This window comes from Kitasatospora sp. NPDC049258 (assembly GCF_040678895.1).
Classification (GTDB): Bacteria; Actinomycetota; Actinomycetes; order Streptomycetales; family Streptomycetaceae; genus Kitasatospora.
Map to the genome: position 1 here is coordinate 15,704 of NZ_JBFAQT010000033.1, position 19,687 is coordinate 35,390.

Below are 19,687 nucleotides of genomic sequence, written 5' to 3' on the forward strand. Positions count from 1 at the left end.
GGGAGAGCAGGCAGCCGGCGGTTCCGGTTGCCGCACCGAGGAGGGACGGCGGATGGCCGGCGACACGACGAAGAACGATCCGAACGTAGTCAGGGCGGTCCTGCAGGTGGTCGAGCAGCAGGAGCAGTACATGGTGGACACCCAGCAGCGGGTCCGCGCCCTGATGGACGAGATCAACGTCCACTTCCGCGCCGCGGCCAGCGATGCCTACCAGAACAACATGGAGGCCTGGCTGGCCAAGTACCAGCAGGTGCAGACCAAGTACTCGGCCTTCCACCAGCAGCTCAAGGATGCCCAGGCCGGGATGGACACCAGCGGTGAGGACGCCACCGTGGTGGCCAACTCGGTGTACGGCAGCAGCGACCACAGCGACTACATCGCCTCCCAGCTCTAGCCCGACCGCTCCGACCACCACCGCGCATCACGAGGAAGGCATTGACCATGGCAACCGAAGGTCTTGAACTCCACCACGGCCAGATCGAGGAGGTGACCGCCATGCTGAAGGACCTGAGCCACCAGATGGAGGACGTCATGGAGCAGACCGCCTCCTACCTGACCCAGGGGCTCGGCCACGAGCTCAAGGGTGCGCTCGCCGCCGGCGCGAGCGACTTCGCGAACCTGCTGCACTCCGCCGACGGCGAGATGAAGGCGGACATCGCCCGGGCCGCCGCCGCCCTGGAGGTGATGCACGGCCTCATCCGGGACGCCGACACCAACGGCGGCAACCTCATGCGCGCCTACTAGGCGGGGCGAACTCCGTGCCCGACACCTCCGAGGAGGGCTCCGACACTCTCAAGGTGACGGACGGCTACCTCCGCGACTTCGCCCACGACAAGCTGCGGCCCTTCCTGGACTCGCTGCGCACCGACGCCGGCCGCAAGGCGCTGCAGCGGTTCCAGAGCGCGGCGGCCAACACCATGCCGGCGCCCGGCGAGTACTCGCTGCTGCTCACCGGCAGCGGCACGCTGATCAGCAGTGTGGCCGCCCTGCAGCTGGCCTTCACCAACTACAGCAAATCCATCGAGACGCAGTTCGTGAAGATCGAGGACCAGATCAACAAGCTGATCCTCGATCTGGAGAATGCGCAGATCCTGCTGCAGAACGGTGAGGACGAGGCGCTCAAGGCCTCCCAGCTGATGTGGCTGATCAACGACGTGCTCGGCGGCGGGCCCGGACCCGTCCACTGAGGCATGCCCCGTCCGGCCCTGCGGGTCGGGCCGCGCCGACCGGGCCCGCAGGACCGAACCTCTAGAGACCCTGGGAGAACACCGAGATGGCGACAGCGACCTGGGAGGACGTGCTGACGGTCTTCGCCGGCTCGACCCAGACCGGCGCCACCACCAAGCGCAGCGCGGTCGCCGACTACAGCCGGCAGTACTGGATCGCGAGTCACGGCAACGAGGTCTACAACGCCTCGGTGGTGGACTCCGGGGCGATGAACACGAAGTACGACATCTGGTACTCGATCAACTACCGGAGCAGCAACGGCGGCGTGTACGCCCAGGTGATCGGCTGCAACCTGGCCTGGCCGCAGTTCGAGTCGGAGTCCACCGAGCTGGGCAAGTTCGTCCGGCAGGGCCCGAACATCCTGAATCCGCTGGCCTGGAGCCCGTACCAGAACGACAAGATGAGCGTCTGGAGCTTCGACGCGGCTGTCGAGATGCTCAAGTCCGTGGAGAACCTGCTCCAGCTGTGGGTGCCCAAGACCCGCGAGTGGGCCCAGTCCGTCAATGCCCCGGGCGCCGACTGGCAGGGCAGCGCGGCCGGCGAGTTCCGCGCGCTGCTCAACATGCTCGCCACCGAGATGCAGATGTTCGAGGCCGAGCTGCAGAATCGGAAGGCGAAGGAGGAGCTCGCCAAGGCCCGGGTCGCACTCGGCGGGGCGATCCTCAAGATGGTCAACACCCAGCAGCAGTACTGGGACAGCCGGCTGGCCTGGCCGGTGAACCCGCTGCACGACGCCGTCCTCGCCTCCTTCGAGGGCGCCCAGGCCAAGGTGACCGAGGACGAGAACGGGATGCCGGAGTTCCAGATCACCACGCCCTGGGGGGACCCGAAGGGCGATGACTTCTGGAAGCACGTGGAGATCAACGCCAAGGATCTCTGGATGAAGAACGTCCAGGACATCCTGGACAAGGGCGCGGTCGACGCCCTCCACCTGATGGACCAGGGGTACACCCCGGTCCTGCCCACCCTGGCGAATGTGGGCGCGGTGGCGCTGCGCCCGCCGCCGGCGCCGGAGAAGGACCTGAGCAACAACTCCACCGGCAACCCCTTCGGCGAGGGTTTCAGCAGCCTCAGCAACAACATGAACGACGCCTTCAAGGGGATGGGCGACGGGCTCAAGGACAGCTTCAGCTCGCTGGGCAACAACTTCAGCTCGCTCGGCTCCGGACTCGGCAGCGGCTTCCAGACCATGGGCAACTCGCTGTCGCAGCTCGGCGGCGGGGTCGGCGGCGGCCTCACCGGCGGGGGTCTCACCGGCGGCGGCACGAGCGGCCCGGGCAGCACGGTCTACGACAGGAACGGCAAGCCGGTCTTCGACGCGAACGGCAACCCGGTCGTCGTCCCGCCGGGCGGTCACATCGACCCGGTCACCCACCAGGTGATCGGTGCCGACGGCAAGCCGGTGCTCGACAAGAACGGCAACCCGATCACCGTCCCGGACGGGGCGAGCACCGACACCCCCGGCCGCTACCTCCAGGTCCCGCCCGGCTCGCACATCGGGGACAACGGCCATGTGATCGGCCCGGACGGCAAGGACGTCCTGGACCGCAACGGCAACCCGATCGTGGTCGACAGCGGCTACACCATCGGCCCGGACGGCACCATCCGGGACGACCAGGGCAACCCGGTCTCGGAGTCCACCCAACTGCTGGCCGACCAGCGGCACGCCTACGACGCCACCCGGGACAGCCTGTTCGGCGGCGACTCCCCGAACCCGTTCGCGGGTGGCGGCGGCGGTCTCGGCTTCGGCCTCGGCCTCGGCCCCTCCGGGAGCAGCGCGATCGGTGGCGCCAACGGCCTGAGCACCAGGTCGCTGGCGAACGGCGGCGATCCCTCGGCGGCGGCCAAGGCGGCGGCCGAGCGCGCCGCGGCGGCGGAGCAGGAGGCACTGGCCGCGGCCGAGCGCCAGGCACTGACCGGCAGCAAGGTCAACACCACCGGCGGCTCGCCGATGATGCCGCCGATGGGCGCGGGGGCCGGCGCCGGCGCGGGCAACCCGAACGAGAAGGACAAGCAGCGCACCACCTGGCTGGCCGAGGAGGAAGAGGTCTGGGGCACCGAGACCACCGCCGTCAGCGGGGTGATCGGCCGCTGACCGGCGCGGCCGACGGCAGAGGCAACGGCCCGACGGGCCCGAGGAGAGGAGCAGCGTGAGCAATTCGTTCAGCGAGCAGATCGAGCAGGCCATGGAGACCATGCGGGCCGAGCACGCCCGAGCGGTGGAGGCCCGGGACGAGCTGGCCAAGGCCACCGTCTCGGTCACCTCGAAGGACCGGCTGGTCACCGTGAAGGTCGGGCCGCAGGGGCAGGTGGTCTCGATGACCTTCCACACCACCGGCTACCGCGAGATGGCGCCGGCCCAGCTCGCCACCCTGCTCACCGACCTGCTCAACGAGGCGCGGGCCACGATGGGCGAGAAGGTCATCCAGGCGATGAAGGGCTTCGACGGCATCGGCGACATGCTCCGGGTCTCGATGAGCGGCGGCGGCGAGATCGACGAGATGCTGGAGCCGCTCCGGGCGATGATGCCGGGCTACGACGCCGAGGCCGCCGCCGGGCGCGCCGGCAAGCAGGAGGAGTTCGGTGGCTGAGCCCGACGTCCTGCTGCTCGGCGAGGACCTGAAGAAGCGGTTCGGGGAGTTCGGCGAACTCAAGAAGTTGATCGAGACCATCGAGGGCGAGGTCAAGGCGATCAACGAGCTGAATCTCCGGGTCGGCGGCAACGACGAGATCGGCAAGCAGTACCACGACCAGGTGGACCAGGCGACCAAGGACCTCAGCGAGCTGGTCGCGAAGGTCAGGGAGGTGGTCGACAAGGCCGGTGAGAACGGCATCAACCTGGTCAAGGAGTTCGACTACGCCAAGGACACGGCCGCCGAGATCGCCGCAAGCCTGTGATGGACGGCGCCACCGCATCCTGGCCGGCGGCGCTGCGGGACACCGCCCGGGCCGTGGCCCTCGCCCGGGTGCTGCCCCGGATGCAGCAGCGCGGCCGGGCCGCCGCCGAAGAGCTCCGCAGCCGGCTGGCGCGGGCCGCCGACGGCGGGGCCGGGCCGGACGCCGGGGAGCACGCCGCCCTGCTCGCGGACGCCGAGGCGGTCTCCCGGCTGCTGGACTCCGGCGCTCCCGCCGACGCCCAGCGGCACGCCGGGAAGCTGGCCCGGGAGGCGGTCGACGCGCTGCCGAGCGGGCTGATCACCGCCGAGGCCGCCGACCGAGCCGTCGCCGCCGCCGGAGCCGTCGCCCGGCTGCGCTGCCTTGCCGCGGCGCTGCCCCGGTCGCCGGCCGATGCGTCGGCGGCCGCGTCGGCCGGGCAGCTTCAGCCGATCACCGAGGCGGTCGCCAGGCGGGCTGCCGGTGCGGCGCTGGCCCGCGCGGCACTGGCCGAACTGGATTTCCGGCTCCCCGAGTTGGAGCTGGCCGCCGAGCAGCTGGCGGCCGAGGAGTTGGCCGCCGCCGAGCCGGCTCCCGCGCCGTCCACCGCGGGTCCGGGCGCCCGGACCCGGCTGCGGCGGCGGCTCGCCGCCGCCCGTCGTCGCCGCGCCCGGCGGGCCGACCGGCTCACCCAGCGGCTGCTGGCCCGCGCCGAACGGCACCTGCCGGCCGGTCCGTACGCACCCGTCGGACCGCCCGCGGCCCCGGCCGATCCGGTCCTGCTGGCCTGGCTGCGCAGGCACACCACTCCCGGGCTCTACACCCCGCAGACCGAGCACGAGATCGTCGAATGGCTGGGCGCCGACCCGTTCGGACGGCGCGAACTGCCCGCTCCGCCGCCGTTCCTGACCGGTCTCGACCCGGCCGCGCTCGCCCCCGGCCAGGTCGCGCCGTTCCTGCGCCGGATCTGCCTCACCCGCCGCCCGCCGACCCCGGCCGAGCTGACCCCCGAGGCACTCGAAGCCGACCGGGGAACCGTCAGCGAGCTCCCGCGCACCCCCGAACTGCGGTTCTGGGGGCAGCCGCCGGAGCCGGGCACCCCGCTGCTCCCCGCGGTGACCCGGCTGCCGCACGTGGTGCACGGCGTCTGGGTGGGCAAGCCGCTGCCCGCCGACAGCGTCTTCTGGCGCAACTACGGTGAGGCGGCGCGCCGTTACGCCGGCCGGGTGGACTTCGTGCTGTGGACCGACGTCCCCCGGGAGCGGTTCGAGCGGGCCCGGGCGACCCCGCCCCCGCCGAACGGGCGCCGCGACCCGCTGGCGTACGTCCGCCGGCTGCTCGACTGGGCGGAGCACTCCGGGATCCGGCTGGTCGACATCTTCGAGGTGTTCCACCGGGACGCGCCGATGCGGCTGCACCGGCAGGCCGTGCTGGAGCTCGCCAAGCAACTGCCCCGGGGCTACGCCAGCTTCGGCGACCTGCTCCGGGTGGAGCTCCTGGAGCGGTTCGGCGGTGCCTACGTGGACGGCGACATCGGCTTCGCGGACGGGCCGGGCGCCGAGCCGCTCCCGGCGTTCTTCGACCGGATCGCCGGCTCCGTGCACGGCTTCACCGTCAACCCCCGCCCGGGCGGCGTGGACAACGACGCGATCGTGGCCCCCGCCGGCCACCCGGCGATCCGGCTGTGGACCGAGCGCGCCCGGCTCAACTACTGCCGTACCCAGCCGGAGATCTTCGGCTCGCTGCGCCACATGGCCGGCCGCTGGATCGGCGAGACCGCCCGCTACCTCGCCCCCGCGCGCACCGGCTGCGTCCAGTACCAGGTCGTCGCGCTGCTCGGCATCCCCTACCTCGACCTCCCGAGCACCGGCCCGGCCCTGCGGATCGGCCACGAGCTGAGCTGGACACCGCCGCCGACCGGCGAGCCGGCCCAACCGGTGGCCCGGACCGAGGAAGAGGTGCTCCAGGTCCTCGCCGGCCTGGTCACCTTCCTGCGCTGGCAGCTGATCGCCCGGCGCGGCGACCTCTACCTGTCCGCCGTCGACCCGGTGGTCCGCGGCCTGCCCGACCCCGACGCGGCCTGGACCGCCCTGCTGCGCGTGCTGCCCCGGCTGGACGGCGACGGGGCCCCGGCCGTCGCCTCGGTGACCGACCTGCGCAGGAACGACGACGGCCGCCTGGAGCGGGTGGCGCTGCCGCCCGAGGCCGAGGCGCTGCTCGACCGCCACCCGCCCGCCGGCCCCTGGATCGGCGCCCCGCTCTCACCGGCCGGCCGGCCGGTCTGGCTGCTGGACGAGCAGGTCGAACGGGCCCGGCTGCGCACGGTGCAGCCCGTGCCGGACCGCGCGGCCGTCCTCGCCCCGTACACCGAGGTCGCCCTCGATCCGTTCGGCCGCACCCTCGGCCTCTGGCTCCGATCACCCCGCACCGCCGCCTTCTGGCGGCACGACGGACGCTTCGCCGGCCTGCTCCCGGGCCAGCTCGGCATCGCCCTCGGCAGCTCCCCGCACGAGGACTGGATCCACGACCTGGAGCTGCGGCCCGAGGATCTCGCCCTGCTGCTGCTCGACCTGGGGGCGGCCGACCGGCCGATCCGGCTGGTCACCCCCGCCGTGGACGCCGCCCGCGACCTGGCCTTCGCGGCCCGGCTGGAGGAACTGCTGGGCCGACCGGTCCAGTTCGCCGCGGACCTGCTGCGCTCGCTCCCCGTCCCACCGCCCGGCCCGCCGATCGTGCCGCCGGTCAGCTACCGGGCGGCTGCCGCCGAGCTGTGGCGCGGCCCGGGAACGGGCGGCGCCGGGTGACCCGGCCGACCGCGGCCCGGGCGGTGGCGCTCGCGCACGCGCTGCCCACCCTCCGGGACGACGGCCGGGACGCCGCGCGGGGCCGGCTCGCCGAGCTTGCCGACCCGGCGCAGCTTGCCCGCCTGGCCGACGCGGAGCTCGCCGGGCTGCTCGCGGACGCCGCCGCGATGGCACGGATCCGGTCCGTCGGCAGCGCCGCCCGCGCCGCCCGGGAGGCCGCCGAGCTCGCCCGCGCGGCGGTCGACGCCCTCCCGCCCGGGCGGCTCGCCCCCGAACTGGCCGAGCGCGCGGTCGCGGCGGCGGGCTCGGAGGCCCGGCTGCGCCACCTCGCCGCGGCACTGGACGGCCCGGCGCACCGGGCCGACACCGCCCGGTGGACCGCCTGGCTCGCCACCCCGGCCGGCCGGCACGCGGCCCTGGACGAGCTGCGCGGGCATACGGAGCTCTCCGGCGCCCGGACCGCCGCCCTGACCCGGGCGGCCGCGGCCGTCCTCGACCTGCGCCGGCCCGAACTGGCCGCCGCCACGGCCGAGCTGGCCGAGCGGCTGGCCGCGGCCCTGTCCGAGGAGCCGGCCGTCGACCCGGTGGCCGCGCCGAGTGCCGTACGGGAGCGGCTCCGCGCGGCCGCGGACCGGCGCACCCGACGCGCCGCCCGCCTCGCCGACCGCCTGCGCTCCCTCGCCCACCGGAGCCCGGCCGACCCGGCCGCGCCCGCCGTACCCCGCCCCCCGGCCGACCCAGTCCTGCTGGCCTGGTTGCGCGAGCACACCCACCCCGGCCTGTACACCGAGGAGTTCGAGGCCGAGCTGGCCGCCTGGTACGGCACCGACCCGTTCCGGCTGCGCGAACTGCCGCCGCCGCCCCCGTTCCTCCACGGCACCGACCCGGGGACGCTGCCCCCCGAGCACCTCGCGCCCCTGCTGCGCCGGCTCAGCCTCACCCGCTCGGCGCCGAGCGCCGAGGAGCTCACCCCGCGCGCGCTGGAGCGCGACCGCGGCCGGACCGCCGACGCGCGCCGAAGCCCCGAACTGCGCGGCTGGGGGCGCCCGCCCGGTCCGGCGGCGCCGCCGCTCCCGGAGCTGACCCGGATCCCGTACCTGGTGCACGGCATCTGGCTCGGCGGCCCGCTGCCGGCCGAGAGCGTGTTCCGGCACAACTTCGGACGGGCCGCGCAGCAGTACGCGGGCGAGCTGGACTTCGTGCTGTGGACCGACCTGCCGCGTGCCCTGCTCGCCGAGGCCGCGGCCGAGCCGGCGCCGCCCGGCGCCACCCCGCTCGCCGAGGTCCGCTCGATGCTCGACTGGGCCCGCGCGCACGGTGTGCACCTGATCGACCTGTACGAGGTGTTCCACGCCGGTGCGCCGATGCGGCTGCACCTGCCGTTCGTCCTGGAGACGGCCAAACAGCTGCCCCGGGGCCACGGTTCGGCCAGCGACCACCTGCGGGTGGACATCGTGGCGCGGTTCGGCGGCGCCTACGTGGACGGCGACATGGTCTTCGCCGGGGCCCTGGCGCCCACCGAGCGCCTCACCGCCCTGATCGACCGGGTCGCGGCCGCGCGCCTCGGCTTCACGATGAACCCGGGCCTGGGCGTCGGCAACGACGTGATCGTGGCACCGGCCCGGCACCCGGCCCTCGCGCTCTGGTCCGAATGCGCCCGGCTCAACTACGGCCGGAGCCAGCCCGAGATCTTCGGCGGACTCGACACCATGGCGCAGCCGTTCGTCGCCCGTATCCGGCAGGACCAGCGGTACCTGGCGCCGCACCGCTCCGGCCGGATCCATCACGAGGTGCTGCGCCTCCTGGGCCTCGATGTCGAGCAACTGCCGCCCACCAAGCATGCTCTGACGGACAGTCACGAAGTGAGCTGGGCACGGCCGATCGCCGGCGGCCCCGCGACACCGAGGCGGGTCGCCCCGGCCGAGGCCGCGGGTGTGCTGGCGCGGTGCGTCACCTTTCTGCGCTGGCAGCTGATCGCCCGGGAGGGCGACCTGTACCTGTCCGCCGTCGACCCGGTGATCCGGCGGCTGCCCGACCCCGACGCCGGCTGGCTCGCCCTGCTGACCGCCCTGCCGGAGTTCCTGGACGGGCTGCCGCCGATCACCTCCGTGACCGACCTGCGCCGGCGCGACGGCGACGGCCTGCCGGAACGGGTCGACCTGCCCCCGGAGGCCGAGGCACTGCTCGACCGCGCCGCCCGGCCCGGCCGGTGGATCGGCGCCCGCGCGTCCCGCCACGGCGAGCCGGTCTGGCTGCTGGACGAGCGGGTCGCGCCCGCCGCCCTGCGCCCCCCGGCCGGACCGCTGCCCGACCTGTCGGCGGCGCACACGGCCCTCGCCGAAGCGGCCTTCGATCCGTTCGGCCGGCTGCTGGGCCTGTGGATCCGGCCGGAGCGGGCCGCCGGCCGCCGGCGCGCGGACCGGCGCTTCGCCGAGATCGCACCTGGCCGCCTCCGGCTCGCCCTCGGCAGCGCGCCGAGCCTGGAGGCGATCCACGAACTGGGCGTACGGGCCGAGACGGTGGCGCTGATGCTGTGCGCACTGGAGGCCACCGGGCGGGCGGTGGAGCTGGCCGCTCCGATCGGCGGTACCGAGGCGCTGCGCCCCTTCGCGGGCCGTCTTGCGGCGCTGCTGGGGCAGCCGGTGACGGTCGTCGAACAGGAGCTGCGCGCGCCGGAACCGGGCCGGCCGGATCGGCCGCTGGTCCCCGCGGTGCACCACCTGCCGGTCGGGCCGCTGCTGTCCGGCTGAGCCGGAACACCGGGCCGAGCCGGCCCGTCATCCAGTGGTCACCGTCGTGTACGGCTGCCGTTCATGGGTCGACTCCTGCAACCGGGATCGTCGGAACAGAGCTCTGTCTCTTTTCATCTGACGGTCCATCAGTTCAGGGGTTTCTCCGTGTCATATCCTTCGATCGTCGTGCCGTCGGGTGTGGACACCTTCTTCTCGGTGGTTTCGGGCATGCCGTGGCCGCAGGTGAAGGAGGGTGATCTGCGGGAGATCCGGGACCGGTACGAGCAGCTGGCGAAGGATCTGCCGCATCTGCGGGATCTGATCGCGACGGTGGCGGTGAAGGCGCGTCAGCAGTTCGAGGGGCAGGCCGCGGAGGCGTTCTCCTCGATGATGAACGACTTCATCGGCGAGTCCGGCGGCTCGGACTACGTGGGCGCCGCGGCGAAGACGGCGCGGGCCCTGGCGGACTGCGCGGGCGATGTCGCCAACTCGGTCGAGTACACGAAATGGATGGCGATCGCCCAGCTGGTGCAGCTGATGTTCGAGACCTCGATGGCGGTGCTGTGGGGGCCGTTCTCGTTCGGTTTCGAGCTGGAGTACCTGGCGTTGCGGTACTGGTTCACGCGCCAGGTGCTGTGGTTGCTGGTGAAGTACTTGATCAAGTCGATTCTGACGCACACGTTCTCGGGGATCGTCACGGGTCTGCTGATGGACGCGATCATTCAGGGGATTCAGTTCTCGCACGGTGATCGGCATGTGTGGGATGTGGACTCGACGAAGCAGTCGGTGCTGTTCGGTGCGTTGGGCGGGGTGGTCGCGGGCCCGTTGAACCTGCTGGGCATGGGGTTGGGCAGGCTGCTGGGCTCCTTGGTGGGGAAGTCCGGTGCGTCGGTGTTGGCGCACGAGCTGGCGACGGTGATGAAGGGCGGGGAGAAGGAGGCGCTGAAGGGGGCGTTGGAGGCGGCGACGAAGAAGGCGGTGGCCTCGGCCGGGGGGCACGCGGGCGCGGGTGCGGTGGGGCACGCGGGCGCGGGTGCGGTGGGGAAGGGGGCGGGGAGGGCCGGAGCCGAGGCGGGGGGCCGGTGGCTGTCGAAGGACGCTTCGCTGGCGTTCGCGAGGGATCTGGGTCGGGTGATGGATTCGACCAAGGGGTGGCTGGCGGAGGGATTCGGGAAGGGCGGTGCGGGTTCGGTCGCGCACGAGTTCGTCGGGCATGTGGCGGCGGCGTTCGAGAAGCACCTGGGAATGGAGTTGGGGGAGAAGGCCGCGCGGACGCTGGGGCGGGAGTACGGGGAGGCTTTCGTCGCGGGGTGGGCGAAGGGCGGGTTCGGGCACGAGGCGTTGAGCGCCTCGTTGCGCGGGGTGTTGGAGCGGGGGGAGCACGGCCTGGCCGAGCGTGGTGTGTCGGCGTTGGCGGATCACCTGCCGGGGTTGGCCGCGCACCTGCCGGAGGGCAACAAGCTGTTCCGGCTGGGGTTCGCGGTGGGCGAGCAGTTGACGGAGGGCATGCAGGGGAACCTGTCGGAGGGCTTCTCAATCTGGCGTTCTCGGATTCGCACCAGTTCTCGTCGTCGGCGGCGACGTTCGGTTCGGGTATCGCGATGGGATTGCTGGGTCGTGGGGTGCACCATGCCTTTGCGGCGACGGGGATCGGGCACAGGTGGGGCGAATTCGTCCGGTCGTGGCAGTTCGAAGAGGTGCGGGACGGGCGCGGCCGGTTCTTCCCGCCCTACCACCCGTTGACGATTCTGTCGCTGGCGTCGAATCTGGCGGGGCATCCGGCGCCGTTTCCGGTGCCGCGGATGGGGCCGTCGGGGCGGGACGTGGCGGCGGGGGAGGTGTTGGGGTTCTCACGGGGGCTGGAGGGGGCGCCGGACCACGAGTACGCGAATCTGTTCGCGCAGGCCTTCGGACATGCGGATCTGGAGTCCCTGTTCGGTGACGGACCGGTGGTGGAGCCGGCGGCCGATGCCCCGGGCGCGCCGGGCAGGCCGGCGCCGGTGCGGACCGACTCGCAGGCGACACTGGTCGACGACGCACCGGTGAGGGCGCCCAAGCCGGGCCGTACGGTCGGCGCCGGGGAGACCGTGGCGGGGCCCGAGCCGGTCGGTGCACCCGAGCCCGTGAAGGTCACCGCCTCCGCGGGTGGGCGGCCCGGGCCCTCGGACACGCACTCCGTCACGACGCACGGCAGCACGACGCACGGCAGCACCACGCACGGCGACCCGGCGACCCGCCCCGAGCCGGTGACCCGCCCCGAGAGCGCGGGCCATCCGGGCGACCCTGCGCCGACCCGTCCGGATCCCGACGAGGTCGAGAAGCTGATGGCGCCCTGGTGGTACAAGGACGGGTTCCCGGACGAGGTGCTGGCGCACTGGTCGGACGAGGACCTGGCGGCCGCCGCGTACCGGGTCGTCCAGAACCCCGACCGGAGCTACCCGGACCCGCTGCGCCCGAGCGGCGACCTGATGCTGCACGAGGGCGAGGTCGACGGCCTGAAGCTGGTGGTCGGCGTCGAGGACGGCCGGATCTGGCAGGTCCACCACGGCGGCCCCGCCGACCGGCCGGAGCAGCGGCCGCACCACGCGGACGACGCCGCGGACGCCGCGGACACCGCCACGCTGGTCGACCACGGGCCGCCGCGGCCGACCACGGGCCGCCGCGGCCGGGACGAGTTCGAGGCGGACGGCGGCGGCCCGGACCACGAGCCCGACCACTCGTCGGACGGGTCGGACCCCGGGCCCCAGCCGCAGGCCAAGCGCCCCCGCCCGGACCTCGGCCCGTCGCCGTCCACCCGCCACCCGTTCGACGCGGGGGACGGTACGCCCCAGCCGCTGCTGCCGCTCGACTCCTTCCTGCACACCTTCTCCGGGGACGGCTACGACGCCGCGCACCCGGACGCCCGGTCGGCGCTGGAGCAGGCGGTGGGCGGCGCCGACGGCCCGAAGCGGTTCGCCCACCCGGCCGAGTGGGTGGGGATGGTCAACCCGCGCGACGCGGGCGGCAGCCTGCTCGGCCAGGTCAACTGCGGTGTGGCGGCGATGGCCTTCCACGCCACCTTCCACGGCGACCCGCAGGTCGCACCGACGCCGCAGCGACGGCCGCAGAGCGCGCACGCCGACGCCCAGGAGTGGACCGGCCACCCGGCCGAGTACGTCGGCCTCGGCTCCGCAGGCCTGGACGAGGTCGCCCGCCGGATCACCGAGGGCGGCCCCGGCGCCGGAGCGATGGTGTTCGCCTGGCGGGAGAACGGCCGGGGCCATGCCTGGAACCTGGTGCACGTGCCGGGCGACGGGCTGGTCTGGGTGGACGCCCAGCAGGGCCTGCACTCCCCGGGCGACCGGCCGCTGCCGACGGAGGTCACCCGGGTCTGGGCGATCATGCTCGACCGGGACAACCGGCCGATCCCGGGCTCGGCCGGCTTCAACGCGGCCGCGGGTGACAGCGCGGAGCAACACGCGCGACCCACCGTCGCGGACGCCTTCACCGGCACCGACGGCCAGGGAAGCGGCGCCGGCACCCGGCCGCCGGTCGAGCCGCCCTTCCCGGCGCCGGGCCCGCGGGTGCCGGTGGTCGGCGACGGCCTGTGCCTGCTCAACTCGGTGGCGACCAGCGATCCGGCCGGGATCGGCCGGCTGCTCGCCGACCGCGGCATGACCGGGCGTGGCATCTCCGTGTCGTTCGCGCTCAAGGAGGCGGTCTCCCAGCACCTCGTCGCCACCGGGCCGGCCGACCTCCCACCGGAGGTGACGCAGGGCTACCGCAAGATCGCCACCCAGGAGCTGCAGGCGAGGTTCTCCGCACAGGGCCGGCCCGAACTGCTCGGCGGGCTGGCGGGGCTGGGCGTCGGCGGGGTCACCACCCATGAGGTCATCCCCACCCGCCTGCTGCGTGAACGCTACGTGGCGGCCCGCACCGACGAGCTCGCCGGGCCGGGCGGCGACCGAACGTCCGCCCGCGACCAGGCCGAGCTGACCGTGCCGTGGAAGTTCAAGAGCCCGGCCGAGCAGGCCGGCGCCGAGGCGTACCTGCGGGGCCACGGTGTGGTGCCCGCGACCGACGCGCACGCGCTGCGCCGGCAGTACATCGACGAGCGGGTCGCCCGCGGCGAGGACCGCCGCCTGGTCGAGGAGGAGATCGGCTGGAACCTCGGTGACGGCGCGGTCGGCCCGGAGCAGCAGTTCCACTTCCTGCTCGGCAAGCCGCACGAGATCGGCCTGCACGACCTCCCGGACGCCTCGTTGGTCGACCTGAACGTGCGCCATCTGACCCTCAGCGAGCGGCCGTTGTCGCCGACCGAGTTCACCGGGCTCCAGCACGCGGTGCGGAACTGGGAGCGCTCCTGGCACCAGGGATACGGCGAGACCTTCCCGCCGCTGCTGGCGGACACCCTGGGCCTGCGGCTGCGGATCCTCGGCCCGGACGGCCACGGCGGCTCGACCGAGTACCTGCGCTACGGCCCGCCGGACGGTCACCAGGTGACGGTGTACTACAACGGTTCCAACCACTACGACGCCAGCTCCACGCCGGTGCCGGGGCCGCACACCCCGCCCGGCCCGCTCACCCCGCTCACCCCGCCCGGACCGCCCGGCCCGCACAGCGTGAGCACCGTCGGCGGCGGCCACGCCCAGCCGGCGCCGCCCTCGATCGTCATCACCCCGCCCGACCGCACCACCGCGTCCACCGGCCCCCATCCGCCGTCGCCGCAGGCCTCGGTGTTCGCGATGTCGATGTTCTCCCACGACTCCCACAGCCACGACCAGGACCCGGCGTTCACGCCGAAGAAGCCGATCGACCCCGATGCGGTGCGGCTCCCTCCGGCCCGGGTGGCCAACCACAGGCGACTCTCGGCGTCCGACCTGGTGGTGGGCCTGCACCAGGAGGACACGGTGGTGTTCCGCCGGATCACCGACCTGTTCAAGGCGAGCTTCCAGAACGACCTCCCGGCCGCCCGGACCGTAGCGCAGGACTTCTTCGACCCGATGACGCTCCGTCCGAAGCTCACCGCGCTCTCCCGGGGCGATGTCTGGGAGGCGCCGTTCGAGGCCAACGGTTGGAAGGGCACGATGTCGATCCGGGTAGACGCCGAAAACCTGGTCCACCAGGAGACCGCCCCGAGCGTGGAGTTCGAGAACGGTGCCGACCGGTATGCCTCGATCGGACTCCAGGAGGACAGCCTCAACCGCTTCAACGCCGGTTTCCAGGCCAAGTTCAAGTCGGGCAGGACCGACTTCACCGAGACCTTCGGCTACCACCACGACGAGATGCACGGTGCGGCCTCGCTCGACGTGGGCCGGACCATCGCCCGCGGCAAGACCGTGGAGCCCGGTGCCCTGTTCGCCGGCAAGCTGCGCCTGGCCCTGGACTTCACCGAACTGACCCATCACGGCGAGCCGGTCGAGCTGACCCAGGGCAGCCGGGTGCAGCGGCTCGACATCGGTGCCACCATCGGCATCCCGCAGCGCGACACCCTCGACGTCCACGGCAGGCCGGAGCTGCCGGCCAAGGACAGGCTGTTCGCCCCGCCCCAGCGGGTGGTGGAGGGGCAGCGGCTCGGCGGCTCCGACATCGTGCTCGACGTGTCGACGCACCGGCACGGGCGCCCCGATGCCGACCGTCCGATGGAGGAGGTGCTCGACGGCGTCGAGGACAAGGCCCGGGAGGTGGTCGGCAGCCTGTGGCCCAAGCTGCGCGAGAAGATGATCGCCGAGCTGGACCTGACCCGGCTGCACCAGGACCTGAAGAGCATGATGTCCGGCGAGCGCACCCGGATCGAGGTCACCGGCGACCGGGGCATCGGCAGCGCCTCGGTGGAGATCACCGCGTCCGTCAAGGCCATATGGCAGACCGGCACCACCCCGCAGACCGAGTTCAACGTCGGCACCGGTGTCCAGCGGGTGCGCTCGCGGCAGGACACCGAGAGCGACGGCCTCCAACTCCCGCTGCCCACCCAGGTGTCCGGCGGCGGCGCCGGCTCCTCGATCGGCTCCGGCGGCGGTGGCCTCCAGCTGATCCGGGACCAGGTGCACATCTCCGGCACCAGCCAGGAGTCCCAGATCACCACGAAGACCAAGGGCCCCGGGGTGGTCTTCGACGGCCGGGCCGAGCTCCGGCTGAAATTCGAGCACAAGGGTCTCACCGGCGAGTCGCACGACACGGCGACCACCACCATCGACTTCCGGACGCTCATCGAGCAGGCCGAGGCCCGCAAGGTGGCCGACAGCCCCGGCGCGGACCCGACCCTCTTCATCGCGTCGGACGTCCCGCAGCCCGCCACCCCGAGGACCTTCGAGCCCGGCAGCACCATCCCGAGCCCGCCGGACGGCGTCTGGCAGCACAAGGACGGCGCGGGCGGGCTTTCGGACACCGTCACCGTGCGCGACCTGCCGACCGTGGCCCCGCTGCACCAGCAGGTGGAGGCCCTCGGCCGGGATCTGCTCAAGGACGCCTGGCAGGACGTCAAGGACGACATCCACCAGCTGTTCAGCCACCCGATGGTCGCCTCCCGGCTCACCTCGATGACCCGGGACATCGCGCTGGAGGCCCCCGAGCGCACCGCTGCCAGTCTGCTGAAGCACGGCGTCAAGGTCTCCGCGACCGCGACGGTGACCGAGCTGGCGTACAAGCGGCCGGAGAGCAAGGCCGAGCTCAATCCGGTCGACGAGACCACCTCGTTCAGCTCCGGCCGCCGGCTGCTGTCCGACACCAAGCAGATCCAGGGCTCCGGGGGCGGCACGGCCGGGCTGCCCGACAGGAACGCGCTCGACATCAGCGGCGGCTACGCACGGCAGGTCCGCGACCGGTCCGGCTGGCGCGACGGCAACTCCAACAAGGTGTACGCCAACGGCAAGTACGCCCGTCCGCAGGAGATCTACGACGCGGCCCTGAACGTGCACGTCAAGGTGACCGTGGACGGCACCGAGCACACCGTCACGGTGCCGATCCGGGCCGAGGTGAGCCTCGACCGCAAGGAGACCGGCAGCTACCAGGTGAAGGCCGACGGGCTCGGTGTCTTCACCGGCCCGGGCGCCGGCACGCCGGTCCACCACAACCCGCCGGCCGAGCTGCACGACCCACCGCGCCGGATCGCCGAGCGCGGGGCGATGAGCGCCTCCGACGTGGTGCACAGCCTCGGTGGCGGCGACGCCACGGTGCTCAAGTCCATCGAGGGCCGGCTGAAGCAGAAGTTCGGCACCCTGCCGGACGACGCGCTGATGAAGCTCAAGGCGCGCTTCGACCCGTTCGCCCTGAAGCCGCAGCTGTCCAAGCTCAGCCGGGGCGGTCACCTCACCGAGACCGTCTCGATCAACGGCTGGGACGCGAAGGTCACCGTCAAGGCGGGCCTGGGCAAGGACTTCGCCCACACCGACACCGTCGAGAAGTTCGAGTTCGAGCTCGGCACCCAGACCCGGGTCTCCACCGGTGTCGGCAAGGACCGGCGGATCCGCGACATCTTCTCGCTGCCGACCCGGCTCAAACTGCCGCACCTGGAGCTCGGTTTCAACGCCTCGCGGCGGACCGACCTGGTGAGCGGCTCCACGGTGGACAGCGCCGGCGCCACCGTCAGCAAGGGCAAGTCGGTCGAACCGGCCGGCCTGTTCACGGGTACCGCCGACTTCAGCGTCCGGTTCGAGTTCAGCACGACGGGGGAGAAACACGGCGCACCCGAGTTGAACGTGCCGGTACAGGCCACCATCGCCACCCCGCTGCGGGACGCCCCGCCGCACGGGTCCAGCGACCCCGCGCCGGTCAGGAAGCCGCTCGACCCGCCCGGCCGGATCGAGCGCACGCACCGGCTCGGCTCCTCCGACGTCGTCACCGACGTCCACCCGCTGCGACCGCGCGGTGGTCCTGGTGGTCCCGGTGGTCCCGGTGGTCCTGGAGGTGCGGGCCCCGGCGGGCCGCAGCACTCGGTGGGCGAGTCGGCCGTGCACCACCTGAACGGGACGGCCTCGCGGGCGCTCGGCGGTGACTGGTCGGGGATCCGGGAGAAGATCGCCACCGCGCTCGAACTCGACAAGCTCCAGCCGCAGTTGAAGTCGATGATGGCCGGCCACGAGATCGTGGTGAAGCACGGGCGGAGCACCGTTCGGATCACCGCCGCCGTCTCCCGGCTGGAGCACACCGGCGAGACCGCGCAGACCGAGTTCAACACCGGTACCCAGGTGCAGAAGTCCTTCGCCAGCTCCGACGGCGTCACCAGCTTCGGCGCCGGCAAGGGCAACAGCGTCACCGTGTCCGCCCAGGGCACCAGCAGCCCGCTGCCGCTCGGCCCGGCCGTCACCGGCGGCGCGCAGGTCACCCGCTCCTGGGGGCACGACCAGCTGGACGTCCAGGCGCAGCGGACCTCCACCGGCGCCGCGACCAAGGCCAAGGTCCCCGGCAGCGGTTACACCGGTGAGGCGACGCTGATCTTCCGGATGGAGCGGCGCCCGCTGGTCGACCTCGGCCGGGACCGGATCGTGCCGGACCCGCACCGGGCGGCCCCGCCCGGCACCCGGGTGGAGCAGGCCAGGGCCGCCGCCGGCGACGCCTGGCGCAGCCTGCGCAGGATCGGCACCTCGACGCACGCGATCGGCACCGCGAAGATCGGCTTCGAGACCGCCGTCGAGGCCGTCGAGGGCCGGCCCTCGAAGGGCGCCGCGCCCGCTCCGTTCGAGGCACCGGACCACCGCACCGCCCCGGCCCGCGCTCCGAGCGAGCCGCCGGTGGAGGTCACCGTCAAGGCACCGCCGGGCCGGGTCTGGAGCGAGGGCCTGCGCGACATCGACGTGATGCGCTGGCTCGGCGACTCCTCGGGTGTGCAGGACATCCTGCGGGTGCGCGGCCCCGAGTTCTTCGGCAAACGCACCTGGGACCGGATGGAGAGCATGGCCCGCAACGCCACCGACCACGCCCAACTGGCCAGCCACTTCGGCTCCGCCACCCGCGGCGAGGAGATCGCCACACCCTCGCCGGGGCGGCGGCTGCTGGTGTCGAACGGCGGGGTGGAGGTCAACCTGAAGGTTCTCCAGCTGGAGTACGACCGGACCGACGGCAAGGTCGAGCTCAGCCCGTCCAACGCGACCTCCACCACCTCCACCAGGACCCGGTTGGACTGGAGCATGTGGAGCGGGCAGGTGCAGGGCGGCGTGAAGACGGACCTCGGGGGGACGGAGGGCACCTTCCAGGCGATCGTCGGCGGGGCGCACCGCGGCCGCGAGGGCATCTCGCTCGGCAACGCGGGGCAGGTGGTCTCGCACGCCAAGTTCGGCACCCCGATGGCCCGGTACGACGGCTTCGCCGAGGTCGAGGTGGTGCTGTTCAAGGGCGACAGGCGGCTGGTGGAGAAGGGTGTCATCCCGATCTCGGTCGACATCCCCGAGCGGGAGACGCGCGATGCCAAGGTGATGAGCGACCACTACCTCGCGTTCAGCCAGGACGCTCCGGACGGTGCGGCCGTCCCGAAGAACCCGCGCACCGACCCGCTCGGCGAGGCCTTCGACGGCACCGACTTCGACGCCCTGATCGGCGAGTTCGGCGCCCCGACCCCGACCCCGGCCCCGACCCTGCCCGCGGTGCCCCGCCCACCGGCTCCCAACCGGCCGCTGCCGCCGCCCCCGGTGCAGCCGTCGTCGGTGCCGGATCCGGTGCGTCCGCCCAAGCCGACCCGTCCACTGCCCCCGACCCCGACCCCGACCCCGACCCCGACCGCGACCGCGACCCCGACCCCGACCCCGACCCCGGCCCCGACGGATCAGCCCGCGCCGCCCCGGCCCGACCCGGAGGGCTCGGACGACGAGTTCGGGAGCGGTCCCGATCTCGCGGACTTCATCGCCAAGGCGCTGTCCGGTTTGGGTGGTGTTTGACCGTACTGCGACGGTGAAATCCGCCCGTCCGGGCAGGAACTGAACAGATTCCGCGCGTCCGCCCGTAGACCTGTCCAAAGGGTTGCCGACAGCTGTCCCCCAGGGAACGGCCGAGTGGTGAGCCTCCGGACGGCTACGGGCGGGGTGTGAGCGATGTCGACATGACGTCACCGTGACGACCGGGCCGTCCTGCCGGCGGCCG

General features: G+C 73.2%; 10 protein-coding genes. All 10 read left to right on the forward strand.

The annotated features are described in order from the left end of the window. Nucleotides 1-52: 52 nt before the first annotated feature. The 10 genes from AB0K43_RS24090 to AB0K43_RS24135 all read left to right on the forward strand — a co-directional run bounded on the left by AB0K43_RS24090 (nt 53) and on the right by AB0K43_RS24135 (nt 19,485). Nucleotides 53-394: a WXG100 family type VII secretion target gene (locus AB0K43_RS24090; protein WP_363643047.1), complete on the forward strand. Its 342-nt coding sequence runs from the start codon at nt 53-55 to the stop codon at nt 392-394. Between the two features lie 47 nt (nt 395-441). Continuing rightward, a complete protein-coding gene (locus AB0K43_RS24095) occupies nt 442-744 on the forward strand; it encodes a hypothetical protein (protein ID WP_363643049.1) in 303 nt (100 codons plus the stop codon). A 14-nt stretch (nt 745-758) separates the two neighbouring features. Then, nucleotides 759-1,187: a hypothetical protein gene (locus tag AB0K43_RS24100; protein WP_363643051.1), complete on the forward strand. Its 429-nt coding sequence runs from the start codon at nt 759-761 to the stop codon at nt 1,185-1,187. An 86-nt stretch (nt 1,188-1,273) separates the two neighbouring features. Beyond that, a complete protein-coding gene (locus AB0K43_RS24105) occupies nt 1,274-3,322 on the forward strand; it encodes a hypothetical protein (RefSeq protein ID WP_363643053.1) in 2,049 nt (682 codons plus the stop codon). 55 nt (nt 3,323-3,377) lie between these two features. Then, nucleotides 3,378-3,818, forward strand: a complete 441-nt coding sequence (locus AB0K43_RS24110; RefSeq protein ID WP_363643055.1) for a YbaB/EbfC family nucleoid-associated protein — start codon at nt 3,378-3,380, stop codon at nt 3,816-3,818. Next, nucleotides 3,811-4,125, forward strand: coding sequence for a hypothetical protein (locus AB0K43_RS24115; RefSeq protein WP_363643057.1), 315 nt, complete (start codon nt 3,811-3,813; stop codon nt 4,123-4,125). Before AB0K43_RS24110 ends, AB0K43_RS24115 begins: the two co-directional genes overlap by 8 nt. Next, complete coding sequence (locus tag AB0K43_RS24120) at nt 4,125-6,905, forward strand: hypothetical protein (protein WP_363643059.1); 2,781 nt, start codon at nt 4,125-4,127, stop codon at nt 6,903-6,905. The genes AB0K43_RS24115 and AB0K43_RS24120 overlap by 1 nt, the downstream gene beginning before the upstream one ends. Next, on the forward strand, nt 6,902-9,655 hold the full coding sequence (locus AB0K43_RS24125; protein WP_363643061.1) for a hypothetical protein: 2,754 nt from the start codon (nt 6,902-6,904) through the stop codon (nt 9,653-9,655). Before AB0K43_RS24120 ends, AB0K43_RS24125 begins: the two co-directional genes overlap by 4 nt. A 180-nt stretch (nt 9,656-9,835) precedes the next feature. Further along, the gene (locus AB0K43_RS24130) at nt 9,836-11,380 is read left to right on the forward strand and encodes a hypothetical protein (protein ID WP_363643063.1); all 1,545 of its coding nucleotides are present in this window, start codon (nt 9,836-9,838) and stop codon (nt 11,378-11,380) included. A gap of 98 nt (nt 11,381-11,478) precedes the next feature. Further along, a complete protein-coding gene (locus AB0K43_RS24135) occupies nt 11,479-19,485 on the forward strand; it encodes a toxin glutamine deamidase domain-containing protein (RefSeq protein ID WP_363643065.1) in 8,007 nt (2,668 codons plus the stop codon). The last annotated feature ends 202 nt before the right edge of the window (nt 19,486-19,687 follow it).